Below are 13,836 nucleotides of genomic sequence, written 5' to 3' on the forward strand. Positions count from 1 at the left end.
CCTCCCGCAGCCAATACATCATAGCGACTGTCACCAATCATCATGGCTTGCTCGGGACTTTTGCCTAGCGCTCCCAACGCTTTTTGTACAGGCTCAGCCGACGGCTTGCCTCGTGATACATCATCGACAGTGACGATTGCCTCAAACAGATGCTCAATCCCCGCCATCTCCAGACCTGCCAATGTAAACTCCCGTTGCTTGTTCGTGACGATCGCCATCGTAAAGCCCGCCGCCTTCAGCTTTTCCAACCCTTCGCGAACAAACGGAAACAGTTTGACGTGTTCTTCGTGATGCTCCCGTACATAAGCGAAGTATCTCTGCAGCACTTCCTTTTTGTCAGGGACACCTGCTGCTGTAGCAACTGCCGCCAAAAAATCATCAAATGATTCGCCAAAACGCGCGAGCAGCTCTTCCCTGCTAAAATGTCCCGGTGCGTACTGCTCAGCCGTAAAAGCAACGGCATCCACGACCGCATCCCGACTGTCCAGCAAGGTCCCGTCCAAATCAAATAACAACGCTTGAATCAAGGTTCTTACACTCCTTCCACAGCAGGGGACTTCCGACTGAAACAGCTGTCGCTCCATGCTTTAATACTTCCTCCATCTGTTCCCGCTTGCGAATCAGCCCGCCAGAAATGATCGGGGTATCGATAACACTTCTGAATTCTTCGATAAACTCCGGCAGCAAACCAGGCATCAGCTCAACAGCGTCAGGCTGTGTTTCCTGCAAGGAGGTTAGGCCTGATTTAATCGAGTCGCTATCGACCAAAAACAAACGCTGAATCGTCAGCAGGCCTTGCTTTTTCGCCAGCTTGACCAGTGTGTTGCGCGTAGTGACGATCCCGTCTGGCTTGACGTAATGCGCCAGAAATGCGATGCCTTCCCGGTCATGACTGATTCCGCCAATCCGCTCCAAATGAAGAAATACAGGGATATTTTTCGACTTGAAATAATCCACGTAGCCTTTGATCACACCAATGTTGCCAATCGAGAGTACCGCAGCACTCAAATTTGCCTCTGCCGCTTTTTCCAGGTGCTTCGCTTCTTTTACGGAAGCGATCAGCTTGTACTGTGCCAGTCTTGCATGAAATTGTTCCTGGTTCACTCGCTTTAAGCCTCCTTATGCCCAATACAAAAAACCCTGCGACATGACAATGCCAAAGAACTCTCGATGAAAGTGCTTGGAAAGGCTGTCGGGGGTTTCTCCATGGCTCCAACCGAAGGGATGTGTTCACTTGTTACTTTGAATAGTACTGTACGAGCGTTAAGGAATCTTGAAGCGAATGTTAATAAACGGAAAAGTTCATGTAAGGATGGAATTGACGGAACGGAAGAGCGGATGTATGATCCATCTATATTCAAATAATCAAATATTCGAAAATACGAAAAGAAGGGTTGCAATCATGAAGTGGGCACCAAGATTCGAAGGCTACGATCTCGTTTCCTTTCGAAAAGACTGTGTATCAGGGTTAATCGTCGGCATTATCGCGATACCATTGGGGATGGCATTTGCTATCGCCTCCGGAGTAAAGCCTGAATATGGGATTTACACGACCATTATCGCCGGCATATTGATTTCTCTCTTTGGCGGTTCCCGCTATCAAATCGGTGGACCTACTGGCGCTTTTATCCCGATATTATTTGCAATCGTCATGCAATACGGTTATGCAGACTTGCTCCTCGCTGGATTCATGGCTGGGATTCTCCTTGTTCTCATGGGGATTCTACGGCTGGGTGGGTTGATCAAATTCATTCCGCGCCCCGTCATCATTGGATTCACTTCGGGGATTGCCGTTATTATCTTTTCCGGTCAAATTGCCAACTTTCTCGGTCTGGAGCAGTTGCAAAGACATGAGGATTTTTTGTCCAACATGTGGGAAATCGTCCTTCATCTGAGCACGATTAATCTATACAGCGTAGCCATTGCGATTTTGAGTCTCGCCCTTATTTTGGTGACTCCCCGATTCTTCCGTAACATACCGGCCTCTCTCGTTGGACTCGTAGTCTCTAGTGTCGTTTCCGTCCTCTTTTTGGAAGGAAAGGTAGCGACGATTGGCTCTACCTTTGGAGAGATACCGAGTACATTACCCGGCTTTCATTTTCCTGAAATCACATGGGACCGTGTCCAAAAGTTACTGAGTCCAGCCCTGATCATTGCTATACTAGGAGCGATAGAGTCTTTATTGTCAGCTGTTGTCGCCGATGGAATGACACGCAGTCGCCACAACAGCAACCGGGAATTAATCGGCCAAGGAATCGCCAACATCGTGACTCCGTTATTTGGGGGAATTCCGGCTACTGGCGCGATTGCGAGAACAGCCACTAACATTCGAACCGGGGCAACCTCCCCCATGTCTGGCATCATTCATGGTCTGGTTGTTCTGCTCATCCTCGTGCTGTTCGCCCCTTACGCCTCGCATATTCCGTTGGCGAGTATGGCGCCGATCTTGATGCTGGTTGCCTGGAATATGAGTGAGCGCAAGGAATTTGCCCACATGCTAAAAGCGAAGACGAGCGATTCTCTTGTGCTGGTGCTCACCTTCCTTTTGACCGTTTTCACCAATTTAACCGTCGCCATTGAAGTGGGATTGGTGCTGTCTATTCTGTTATTTGTCAAACGAACGCGCGATAGCTTACGGGTAGCTCAGGTGCTGCCTGATCCCTCTTCCAAAAACGACAAGGTCATGCCGCATATGGTTACCGAGGGGCACGATTGCCCGCAAATCAGCATCTACACGATTGAGGGTCCATTGTTTTTCGGGGATGCCGACTTGTTTGAAAGCTCCCTCATGCAAACCCTTCAGCGACAACCAAAGGTATTGCTGCTTCGGATGGGAAAAGTCCCCCTGATGGACATGACCGGGGAAGCGAATTTGTCCCGGATTGTGAAACAATGTATGGACCAAGGGACAACGGTCCTTATTTCAGGAATCCAATCTGGCCCCAAGAAAATCTTGCAGCGTACGGGGCTATATGGCCTCGTAGGCGAATCTCACTTTTTTACTCATACTGGAGAGGCGATAGCGTATGCCCTCAGTCTACTGGATACCGGGAAGTGCCTGGGATGCAAGCATTTTGCCTTCCGCGAATGCGCGCGCCTGTCCGCTCCTACTGACACTTCCACATGATGTTACGATCGGAGGAACCTATCATTGAATTTGGAACTACAGCAATTTAAAGCGAATTTTTTCAAGGCGTTGGGACATCCCCTGCGTATTCGGATTCTGGAGCTGCTGGCGGAAGGGGATAAGAATGTAAACGAGCTTCAGACACTCATCGGGAGTGAAGGCTCCGCTGTTTCCCAACAGCTCGCCATTTTGCGAAACAACAATATCGTGTACGGAACGAAGGACGGAAACAAAGTCACGTACTCGCTGCGTGATCCGATGATTATTGAATTGTTGAGTGTGGCCAGACAAATTTTTAACAATCACTTGATTGATACGATTTCTATGCTGGATCGGTTTAACGAGGAATAATTGCTTGGGTCAACATTGTGGAGGAGAAGAAAAAGCACAGGTCTCTTCGACTCTGACACGACCGCAAGGGTGATTGACTGTTCGTCTCCATTTCAAAAAGGGGACCGTCGAGCCAAAGCCACCCTACGGGCGGAAGTTTCTCGAGGAAGAAGTGTTCGACAAGCGGGTCCCCTTTTTGAAGTTCCGACTGGGTAGGAGTTGTCAAGGTCTACGAGCTCTGTGCTTTTTCTTCTCACCAGCTTTATTGACTCAGCGATACCTTTTAAAACTACCAAAAAGCCCAGGACCTTTAAAAAGTCCTGGGCTTACCTATTGTTACTGGGAAACGGTAATGACTGCATCCAATGCGATCAACGCTTCCGCTTCAATGGCTTTTGCCATCACATCCGTGTGCGGGTTATACGATTCGAGCAAGTCTGCATCTGCATACCCGTCGATTGCCAAAATAGAGCCTGCCTTCATACCGCGAAGCGCCGCAATCACGAACAGGGCGGTGTTTTCCATCTCGACTGCCAAAACGCCTGCTTTTTGGTACAGCTTGTGCGGGAATTCCAACACTCCACTGTAAAAGACATCGAGTGTCAGCGTGATTCCTTCGAATACCTTCAAGTCTGATGCGTTTGCTCCAGCTGCTTGTACAAGCGCGTCCACGACATGGCGATTGGCAACAGCCGGGAATCCCGCCGGAACCAACTGACTGGTCAAGCCGTCTTGGCGAACCGCTGCGGAGCTGATGACGAGGCTGCCTGTCTCGATTTCCTTTTGGTATGACCCGGCAGTTCCTACACGAATGATGACCTGAACGCCGCCCTTCGCCAGCTCCTCGAAGCATACGGCTGCTCCCGGTGCGCCTACCCCATGGCTCACTACCGCTACCTCGACGCCTTTCCAAGTACCCGCATAGCTGTGATACTCGCGGTTTTCCCCGATTTGACGCTGATCGTCGAGTTTCGAAGCAATCAAGGCTGCACGTTTTGGATCACCGCACACGATGACGCGCTTTGGCAGTTGTTCTGGATCTACCTTTAGATTCGTCAACATCTCAATCGAACTCCTTTTTCTCCCACTCATCCTCTGGTATCGGCAACGCTTCACCGGAGAACCGCTCTTCACGAAACGGGTCTGCGATCAAGTGAAATCCATTTTGCTCCCAGAAGCCGGGCTTGTTTTCCGTCATAAATTCAATTCCTCTGATCCACTTCACGCTTTTCCAGAAATACAAATGAGGAACAACCAGGCGAAGCGGCCAGCCGTGCTTGTCCGTCAGTCGCTCTCCATCAAAGGAGTGAGCCAGCAGCACATCATCACGCTCCAGATCAGCGAGCGGCACATTGGCGGTATAGTCGTGATCACCGTGCAGCATGACGAAGTTCGCTCGCGGAGTCACACCAATTGCTTGCAAAAAATCACGAAAACGCACGCCTGTAAACGCATTGTCAAAACGGGACCAGCGCGTCACGCAGTGAATGTCGCTCGTCACTGTCACCTGTGGCATCGCCATGATCTCTTCGTAGGTGAGCGTCACTTCCCGGTCTACCTCACCGAAAACGCGCAGTGTCCATTCGTTCATGTCATACACCGGCACGTCTCCCTCATGCAAAATGGGAAAACGCTCTGTCAGGATTTGTCCTGGCGGAAGTCGTCTGGCGAGTCCCGGTCCCACTGGGGCGGGTACTTTCATTTTTTTGATCCGATCTGCCTTGTTCATATCGCATTTCCCCCTGTCTCCGCTGTCTATATGGCCTGTGTTTAACGGGTGCTCTGCTGATTGTCGCTGCCGATCTGACTCTTGTTCTTCAAGAAGAACATTGCCGCAATCGTCAGCACATATGGCAGCATGGCCGTGAATTGCGTCGGAAGTGAAAAGCCCTGCAAACGAATACTAAGGGCATCCATCAACCCGAACAAAAAGCTCGAAGCCAAAATACCGAGCGGATGCGACTGCCCCATCATCATCGCTACCAATGCGATAAAGCCCCGGCCAGCCGTCATACCTTCTGTAAACATCGTGACTTGCCCCAGTGAAAGCTGTGCCCCTGCAATCCCGCACAATGCGCCACTCATCACAATCGCCAGCACCTGAAGTCCCGTCACTTTCAGACCGAGACTGCGTGCCGCAACGGGATTCAGACCAACTGCGAGGACGCGGAAGCCCGTAACCGTCCGATAAAAGAACACATATAACAAAATCGCAGCCAAAAAGGCAAAATACACGAGCGGCGAATGACCTGAGACAATGCCTCCGATGACCGGAATATCGTGAATGAAAGGAATCTCGACAGTTGGCAAGCCAGCCATATCCTTATCGTAAAACGCTCCTTTGACACCGAAGATCGCCCGTAGTGCAAATGTGGTCAACCCGAGCGCGAGAAAGTTAATCGCCACACCGACGACGATTTCATTCGCCCGAAGCTTGATCGTCATGTACGCGAATAAGAGCGAAAAGACAACGCTGACCAGCGCTGCAATCAAAACGGCCAGAAAGAGATTCCCGGTAAAATGATTGCCGACAATCGCGGAAAAGGCACCGACCAGTACCAATCCCTCCAAGCCAACATTAAAAATTCCGACACGTGCGCAGAGCGCTCCACCCAAAGCTGCCAACAAGATCGGCATGACCATCCGAATGGTAGAACTGAGGAGGGACCAATCAAAGAGCTCCATGCGATTCCCCTCCTTTTGCCTTCCGCCTTTTCCACCAGTCGTAGCTGAACTTGGCGGAGATGAACAAAATCAATACGGCTTGTATAACACTTGCCAGCTCCAGCGGCACATCCGTATTGCGCTCTACTCCCATGGCTCCGGTCTGAAAAGCAGCAAGCAGGATCGAAGTCACAATGATGCCAAGCGGGTGTGAGTTCGCAAGAAGAGCTGCCATCAGGCCCGTCCAGGCGAACCCTGGTACAGTCAGGGCACCGTCAACAAAACGATAGTGCGCCCCCATTACCTCAACGGTTCCCGCCAAGCCAGCCAGTCCACCACTGGCAAATATCCCGGTCAGCATCACCCGAATGCGATTGATTCCTCCGTATTGAGCAAACAGCGAGTTTTGACCCAGCATCTTCACTTCATAGCCAAAAGGCGTAAACCGAAGTACCCAGAACAACAGCAGCGCTGCAACGATCGCAAACAAAAACCCTGCATGCACGCTCATCCCCGCAAACAGCTTCGGAAGCCAAGCGCTTTTCTCCAGCATGACGGTCTGTGCCAGTGCCGCAGAACCCGAGCGATCCCGGAATGGCTCTGTCACGAGATAGCTCGCAAACAATACCGCGATGTAGTTGAAGAGCAATGTAGAGATGAGCAACGGAATGCGAAAGCGGGCTTCCATAAAGCCTGGCAACAACGCCCAGAACCCACCAACTGCCATTCCTGCGAAAATACCCGCCACAATTTTGATCATTCCCGGTGCTGGCAAGTAGATCGCGACTAACGCAGCACTGACGGCACCCAGCACCATTTGCCCTTCCGCCCCCAGGTTGAATACCCCTGCCCGAAATGCGAGGGAAAGACCTAGGGCAATCAGCATGATAGGCGTGGCTCTCGCTAATGTAGACGTAAAGAAATAAAAACTGCCAAAGGCCCCTTTCCACATTTCCTGGTAGGTGCCCAAGATCGATTCGCCAACTGCAGCAATGACCAGCGCCCCGGTCAACAAACCGATGACGACAGCCAATAACGGCTGAACCAATGACTTAGATAGCTCTTTGATTGCTGCCATGAATGCTTCCTCCCGCCATGATCACGCTGATTTTTTCTTCGGTTGCCTCCAGGCGTGAAAGCTCTCCAGCGATTCGCCCTTTATACATGACCAAAATCCTGTCAGACAAGGCGAGAATTTCGGACAACTCGGAGGAGACGAGCAAGATCCCGTCTCCCTGATTGCGCTTTTCGATCAGCGCCTGATGGATGTACTCCATGGCACCAATATCCACCCCTCGCGTAGGCTCAGCCGCAATCAAAAACGGGGTTTCCTGTCCCAGCTCCCTTGCTACGATCAGCTTTTGCAAGTTTCCACCTGACAGATTCCCTGCCAGCTCCTGCAATTGTCGGGAGCCTGTCTTGATGGCAAACTGCCCAACCCAGCCTGTTACGACTTGGCGGAATTTCTCCCGCAGAACAACGCCGCGACGGTTGTAAGCAGGCTTTCGCTGATAGCCCATCAACGCATTTTCCTCGACGCTTGAGAGTTTGGCCGTTCCCCACAGGTAGCGATCCTCCGGAATATGCGCCAAGCCGGCATCCCGAATGGTAGCTACTGATTTGTTCGTCACGTCCTTGCCGCCTAACCGCACCGTGCCCTCCTGTGCCGCTCGCAAGCCACTGATCGCTTGCAGCAGCTCGGATTGACCATTCCCGGAAACACCTGCAATTCCTACGATTTCCCCGTGGTGCACGGTAAAGCTGACTTGATCGAGCAGTGTCTGCTTTTCTCGAACCGTGAGATTCTCCACCTGCAACAAAGGACCTTTATCCAGAGGAACTCGCTCAGCTAGCTCCTGCAATTCACGTCCGACCATCAGTCTGGCTAAATCGTCCGCGTTGGTTTCTGTACGGGATACCGTTCCCGTCACTCTTCCTCCGCGCAGTACCGTAATACGATCCGCTACCTCCATGACCTCCTGCAACTTATGTGTAATCAAAATGACGCTCTTGCCGCTCTCCGCCAGGTTTCGAATCGTTTGCAGCAGATCACGTACCTCCAGCGGGGTAAGTACAGCTGTCGGCTCGTCTAGCACGATAATATCCGCTCCCTGATACAGGACCTTCAGAATCTCGACCCTTTGCTGTTCCCCAATCGAGCAATTCGCTACCTTGGCCTGCGGATGAATCGGAATGCGATACTGCTCACTAAGCGCCCGCACCTTGTCCTCCGCGTCATTTCTTTTGAAAAAACCCGCTTGATTCGGCTCGTATCCGATCACGATATTTTCAGTCACACTGAATTCTCCGAAGAGCATAAAGTGCTGGTGAACCATCCCGATTCCATTTCGAATCGCGTCCTCTGGTCCGCGAAAAACAACTGGCTTGCCGTTTAACACGATCTCTCCCGACGTCGGTTGCTCCATCCCGTACAGCATCCGCATCAGTGTTGTTTTGCCCGCTCCATTTTCCCCGACAATCGCGTGGACTTCTCCTGCTGCCAGTGAGAACGACACCTTGTCGTTGGCGGTAAAATCTCCGTACTTCTTGGTCATGGCCCTCATTTCCAAGCGATCGGTCATTCCCACTCCCTCATTTCTGTACGTCCTTTTATGAAAATGGAAGACCGACTACACAGCCGTAGTCGGTCACATCCATCACTGTGCACAAGCTATAAATAACCGTTCAAAAAGTTGGCTTTTCAGCACCGAGCTACCTTTTTAGAACTGGTCTGGTACTTTGCGAGTGCCCGCTACAATCTCATCGTTGATCGCTTTCACTTTATCCACCACTTCTTGTCCAATAAAAGCGTTCAGAGGCGTTTTGCTTTCGTGCGTGACATAGGTTACGCCAACACCTTTTTCTTTCAAGCCGTACGCAACAACACCTGGTTTGAACGTTCCTTCTACAAAGTTCTTCACGGTTTCATAAGCTGCCGCGTCAGTCCCTTTCAATTGGGACAGAACAATATGCTCTGGATCAATCGTCGTACGGTCAACGTCCTGACCTGCTGTGAAGAAACCTTTTTCCTTCGCTGCTTCGAAAACGCCGAGGTCGCCTACTGCTGCTGCACCGTTAATGAAGTCAGCGCCTTTGGAAGCTTGGAGCAACGCCAATTCCTTCGCTTTTGCCGGGTCAGTGAAGCTACCTACATAGTTGACCATCAGCTCTGCTTTTGGATTCGTCGCTTTCAAGCCCTCTTCGAAGCCAACTGTCCATTTTTTCAACTGTGGAATATCAAGAGCGACAATCATACCCACTTTGTTCGTTTTCGTTGCCAGACCTGCTGCTGCTCCCACCAGGTAAGCCGCTTCCTGCTCGCGGAAGGTAACACTGCGAACATTTGGCAAATCCACTACAGTATCAATAATCGCAAAATTACGGTCAGGATTTTCGGTTGCTACTTTTTTCAATGCATCCTCTGATGTAAAGGAAGAAGTGATGATCAAATCATAATTTTCTGCAACAGCCACGCGCAGATTCTCTTCAATCGCTCCATGGTCTGTAGATTCAATCGTTTTCACTTCTGCGCCCAGCTCTTGTGCGGCTTTCTTTGCACCTTCATCCATTTGTTGGAAGAACGGATTCACACCGATTTTCTCGGGCAAAATCAAGGCAATTCGCTTTTTGGCCGCGCCCTCTTGTCCTGCTGCTTGTCCTCCTGGCTGATCTGCAGGTGCGCTTGTGCCAGTCGAGCACCCTGTTGCCAATACTGCGAATGTCGTTAATGCCAGCAATAACTTCTTCATGATGTATCTCTCCCTATCCGAACTTTACGTTTTTCTTTATCCTATTAGGTAATGTACGGCTTTTTACCCATTTTTTCAATACCATTTACGAATATTATCTTATAAAATAAATTTATCGTTCGTTTATTACCTCCTTCCTTTTATAAATACAACAAAAAAACTCTTCCCGGAGGAAGAGTTTGCGTACGTAGCCGTTCTCTTCCTCATCTGTCAAAACCATGGTACAGGTTTTGCAGGAATTGGCACCTTTCTGTTCATGCATAGACATGATCAGTGGTTGCCGGGCATCATCGGGCCAGTCCCTCCGCCGCTCTTGATAAGGTAGGTAAATATATTTAGTTACAATGGAATTCATTCTAGCAGAACGGTTCAAAAATGCAATTCTTTTTTCTTAATTCCAAACACTTCTAAAAGTGAATCGAAGTTTAAAAAGTCGTCTTTTACTTTTTAAACAACCTTTAATTTACGTGAAAGGTTTGCTGGAGACGATGAGACAATGTATTCAGCTCGCCCAGCTCTTCCGTAATCTCACGCACTTTTTGATGCTGGTTTTCTGCTGTCGCAAACAGCTCTTCTAAGTTGGCTACGGATTCCTCGGTTACGGCTGTAATGGTCGACATCTCGATGGCAACTTCGCCGGAACGTACTTTTACCCGGTCCATGCTGGAGCTTACTTGATCAGCTGCTTCCAAGAAGGCCATCATCCCGGCACGCACTGCTTCGATAGAGGCCACTGTTTTCACGGCCAGCTCTTGGCCTTTTGCAACAGACGTTTCCCCATTGCTCATATGCTGCACCGCATTCTCACTTTCCTGATGGAGAGATTTCAGAATGTCGGTAATTTCCTGCGTAGCTGTCGCGCTTTGTTCCGCCAGCTTGCGTACCTCATCCGCTACAACAGCAAATCCACGTCCATGCTCGCCTGCACGAGCCGATTCAATCGCCGCATTCAGCGCCAAAAGATTCGTTTGTGTCGCGATCTGATTAATAGCGCCGACAATTTCCTCTACGCGATTCGCCTGACGATTGAGCTGGTGAATCGTAGAGGCTGCTACATTAACTGCCTGCACAATTTGCTCCATCTGCGAGGACAGCTCGTTCATCATCTGAACGCTTTCTGTCAGACGACGGTTATTTTGTTGCGATTCCGTTTTCATTGAGTTGGTCTGTGTTGTGACTGCCTCGATTTCCTGGTCGATGGATTGAACCTCTTCTTCGATCTTCACCGTAGAATTCGCCTGCGATTCCATACCTGTGGCGACTTCCTTGAAGGCTACCATCATTTCATCTGTATTGCGCTTCGTACCTTCCGCATGTTCATGCACATGATCACTTGTACGATCCAGTTGCTCCGTCATTTGCTGGATGTTCAAAAGCATTTCTCCCAGACGGCGCTCCTTCTCTTCCGCTTCCTGCCTTGCGTCATCAGCTTTTCGCAAGGAGGCTTGTCCGGCGAGACACAGATACGTGACGGCTCCCATCATCATGAGAATCGTGACAATACGCATAAGCAAATTGAGCTCCGAAAAATCACCCTCGAAAATCTCGTAGGTTCCTGTGTAGAACCCGATAACCGTGACAATGATTTGGGTAATTCCCGCTGTTACGACTAGCTTCCAATCCAAGTAGGCTGCCAAAAAGCCCATGACGATAAAGGCGAGGAAGGTAACCTCCTGGTAATCAGTAAAGTGATCGAATGAAATCGCATAAAACATGAGTCCAATTGCTACCAGATAACGAATCACAAGACTGTCTTTGCGAATGAAATAATACGGCGAAACAATTAGAGTGACCAGCAATCCCAAGGACGTCACTTTCCAGAAGTTCACATCCACTTGGTAGGCAATGAGTCCCGCCATCCACAAATGATTCCATAGGATAAAAATCATAAAGCCTTCTTTTTCAGTCAAGGTATTGCGAATCAATTGAATCATAACCGCCCCCCGTTTCCTTTTTACTTATGTATCGGATTCTTTCCCCATTATATAGCCAAACCTTTGCCAAATTTGTGAAAAAAGTAAGAACAGCCAAAAACAATTTCGAATAGGCTATTACACAACTCTCACGTACAGGAGGCAAACGGAGAAAAGTGGAACTCAATCAATTGCCAGCTACTGTGCTGACACGGACGATTAGCCGTCCGAACACCACGATTTACTATCCCCAATTGGCAGGCCTAGCCAACCAACAAGCGGAAAAAGATATCAACCGGGCGATTTATCAAACGGTTCAAGGCTTAATTCACGAACAACAACGGGTCCAGGTACCGGGAAATACAGAAATGCAAGGAAGCTACGAAATCAAGACAAACGAACGCGGTATTTTCAGCGTCGTGTTGAGCAACTACGCCTACACACCGCAAATGGCTCACGGCATGACCTTCCTCGGGTCGATCACCGCAGATATCCAAACAGGCAAGCTGTATACGCTGCGTGAATTATTCAAGCCAGGAAGCGATTACGTCAAGGTGATTTCCGAAAACATCAAGCGTCAAATCAAAGAAAGAAGCATCCCCACACTCAATGGCTTTACTTCGATTAAGCCCGATCAGGATTATTACCTCGCCGACAAAGCACTGGTCATCTACTTCCAGTTGTATGAAATTACACCTTACTACGTCGGTTTCCCCATGTTCCCCATTTCGGTCTATGAACTGGAGCCGCTCATCAATGAAAAAGGACCATTGAATATCTTGTCCGCAGATTAATCCTCCACCGTATTTTTCACCCAGGTGAGTGTCTTCTTCCATGACACTCGCCTGGTTCTATTTGTGTCAGAAAATCCATTATTTCGCCATCGAATAAACGTTTACTTATATGTACGAAACTGCTAGTATGTTATTGTACATATTTACTTAAGCAATAAAGTGTACGATATATCGGACCAGCTTTCCTGGAGGTATATACTCATGCAATATTATGGTCATCGAATTAGCCAAACCGCAAGAATATTCAGTAAATCTTTAAATGGGACTATGTCTCCCATGGGATTATACAGTTCGCAATGGGGTATTATCCTTTGCTTGCATTATCGCGAATCGCTCACCCAGGTTCAATTGAGTAACTACCTGAATGTGGAAGCGCCGACGATTACCCGGACACTCACCCGATTGGAAGAGATGGGCTGGATTATTCGCTCAGAGGGCGATGACAAGCGTGAGCGCTATGTGTCCTTGTCCCCGCAAGCAGTCGAACGGTTCCCGGAATGGCTGGAGGCTGCCAAAGAGCAAGAAGAGCTGGCACTCCGCGGCCTTGACGAAGCAGAACTCGCTATCTTTAACCGCGTATTGAAGAAAATGAACGATAATTTGCAGCCATTGTAGCAAGTAAAAAATGACTTCGCCCAAAAGCAGTTTGGTGAAGTCATTTTTTGTTAGCCATTTTGCCTTGTGCTATGGATGATGGTGTTGAGCTCTTGTTCCAATTGAATCAGTTCAATCTGTATCTGTTGCTTTTGCAATTGTTTTTTCTGTTGCAGCACTTGTTTTTTCAAATCACTTGATTCTTTGTCATTTTTCTCGTTCGCTGTAGAAGTATCCTGGTCCGGTTCCACCTGTCCAGTCGAGCCTATCGCAGCCAGGAAGGCACCCAGAACTGCAATCCACCCGCCTACCGCTACCAGCTCATTCGCCAGATTTTTTTCGATCATCCTTCTTCCCCCCGTTCTTGGATGGATTCTCCTGTAAATTCTTCTTTATATCTTGAACACTGTCTCGTAATTGGGCAATTTGCTGTTCAATTCGTTTGAATTGCATATCTTCATCATTGTCATTGCCATTTTTGTTTTTCCCATTGATTTGCTTGTTTAATTGGATGAGGGGCTGTATCGACTTCTCATTGTTGCAGGCAGGCTTTTGACTTAATCTGGTTGTTTTATCAATGGCGAGTATGACAAAGCCAATCGAAATAATCCAAAGTGCTATTACAGCGGTATCATCATCATCACAAAAAAACATAGATACCTCCA

General features: G+C 49.1%; 15 protein-coding genes and 1 riboswitch. Of the genes, 4 read left to right on the forward strand and 11 right to left on the reverse strand.

Going from position 1 to position 13,836, the window contains the following annotated elements; genetic code table 11:
* Both PMI05_RS08435 and PMI05_RS08440 read right to left on the reverse strand, forming a co-directional pair.
* A partial coding sequence (locus PMI05_RS08435; RefSeq protein ID WP_007720023.1) for an HAD family hydrolase occupies positions 1-527 on the reverse strand: 527 nt, incomplete at its 3' end.
* Positions 505-1,104 carry a glycerol-3-phosphate responsive antiterminator gene (locus PMI05_RS08440; protein ID WP_007720024.1) on the reverse strand — a complete coding sequence of 200 codons (600 nt, stop codon included), beginning with the start codon at positions 1,102-1,104 and terminating at the stop codon, positions 505-507. The genes PMI05_RS08435 and PMI05_RS08440, both read right to left, overlap by 23 nt.
* A 298-nt stretch (positions 1,105-1,402) precedes the next feature.
* Between PMI05_RS08440 and PMI05_RS08445 the strand changes: the two genes are divergently transcribed.
* Entirely contained in the window at positions 1,403-3,127 is a 1,725-nt protein-coding gene (locus PMI05_RS08445) for a SulP family inorganic anion transporter (RefSeq protein ID WP_007720025.1), read from the forward strand.
* A gap of 24 nt (positions 3,128-3,151) precedes the next feature.
* Complete coding sequence (locus tag PMI05_RS08450; RefSeq protein WP_005827573.1) at positions 3,152-3,478, forward strand: helix-turn-helix transcriptional regulator; 327 nt, start codon at positions 3,152-3,154, stop codon at positions 3,476-3,478.
* Positions 3,479-3,793: 315 nt separating this feature from the next.
* Here PMI05_RS08450 and PMI05_RS08455 read toward each other — a convergent pair whose 3' ends face one another.
* The 7 genes from PMI05_RS08455 to PMI05_RS08485 form a co-directional block, all read right to left on the reverse strand.
* Complete coding sequence (locus PMI05_RS08455) at positions 3,794-4,519, reverse strand: nucleoside phosphorylase (RefSeq protein WP_007720028.1); 726 nt, start codon at positions 4,517-4,519, stop codon at positions 3,794-3,796.
* A gap of 1 nt (position 4,520) precedes the next feature.
* Positions 4,521-5,186: a sulfite oxidase-like oxidoreductase gene (locus tag PMI05_RS08460; RefSeq protein WP_007720030.1), complete on the reverse strand. Its 666-nt coding sequence runs from the start codon at positions 5,184-5,186 to the stop codon at positions 4,521-4,523.
* A gap of 41 nt (positions 5,187-5,227) precedes the next feature.
* Entirely contained in the window at positions 5,228-6,142 is a 915-nt protein-coding gene (locus PMI05_RS08465; RefSeq protein ID WP_007720031.1) for an ABC transporter permease, read from the reverse strand.
* The gene (locus PMI05_RS08470) at positions 6,129-7,199 is read right to left on the reverse strand and encodes an ABC transporter permease (protein WP_007720033.1); all 1,071 of its coding nucleotides are present in this window, start codon (positions 7,197-7,199) and stop codon (positions 6,129-6,131) included. The genes PMI05_RS08465 and PMI05_RS08470 overlap by 14 nt, the downstream gene beginning before the upstream one ends.
* The gene (locus PMI05_RS08475; RefSeq protein ID WP_007720035.1) at positions 7,174-8,703 is read right to left on the reverse strand and encodes an ABC transporter ATP-binding protein; all 1,530 of its coding nucleotides are present in this window, start codon (positions 8,701-8,703) and stop codon (positions 7,174-7,176) included. Before PMI05_RS08475 ends, PMI05_RS08470 begins: the two co-directional genes overlap by 26 nt.
* Before the next feature lie 138 nt (positions 8,704-8,841).
* Positions 8,842-9,870: a BMP family protein gene (locus PMI05_RS08480; protein WP_007720036.1), complete on the reverse strand. Its 1,029-nt coding sequence runs from the start codon at positions 9,868-9,870 to the stop codon at positions 8,842-8,844.
* Positions 9,871-10,070: 200 nt separating this feature from the next.
* A riboswitch (SAM riboswitch) is annotated at positions 10,071-10,193 on the reverse strand.
* A gap of 135 nt (positions 10,194-10,328) precedes the next feature.
* Positions 10,329-11,804 carry a methyl-accepting chemotaxis protein gene (locus PMI05_RS08485; protein ID WP_007720037.1) on the reverse strand — a complete coding sequence of 492 codons (1,476 nt, stop codon included), beginning with the start codon at positions 11,802-11,804 and terminating at the stop codon, positions 10,329-10,331.
* A gap of 155 nt (positions 11,805-11,959) precedes the next feature.
* Between PMI05_RS08485 and PMI05_RS08490 the strand changes: the two genes are divergently transcribed.
* Positions 11,960-12,577, forward strand: a complete 618-nt coding sequence (locus PMI05_RS08490) for a DUF3298 and DUF4163 domain-containing protein (RefSeq protein ID WP_007720038.1) — start codon at positions 11,960-11,962, stop codon at positions 12,575-12,577.
* Positions 12,578-12,778: 201 nt separating this feature from the next.
* A complete protein-coding gene (locus tag PMI05_RS08495) occupies positions 12,779-13,192 on the forward strand; it encodes a MarR family winged helix-turn-helix transcriptional regulator (RefSeq protein WP_007720039.1) in 414 nt (137 codons plus the stop codon).
* Between the two features lie 50 nt (positions 13,193-13,242).
* Here the strand turns inward: PMI05_RS08495 and PMI05_RS08500 are convergent, their stop codons facing one another.
* Together PMI05_RS08500 and PMI05_RS08505 are read right to left on the reverse strand one after the other, a co-directional pair.
* A complete protein-coding gene (locus PMI05_RS08500) occupies positions 13,243-13,518 on the reverse strand; it encodes a hypothetical protein (RefSeq protein WP_007720040.1) in 276 nt (91 codons plus the stop codon).
* Entirely contained in the window at positions 13,493-13,825 is a 333-nt protein-coding gene (locus PMI05_RS08505; RefSeq protein ID WP_007720041.1) for a hypothetical protein, read from the reverse strand. The genes PMI05_RS08500 and PMI05_RS08505 overlap by 26 nt, the downstream gene beginning before the upstream one ends.
* Positions 13,826-13,836: the final 11 nt, after the last annotated feature.

This window comes from Brevibacillus sp. BC25, from assembly GCF_000282075.1.
In the GTDB taxonomy this organism is placed as follows: Bacteria; Bacillota; Bacilli; order Brevibacillales; family Brevibacillaceae; genus Brevibacillus.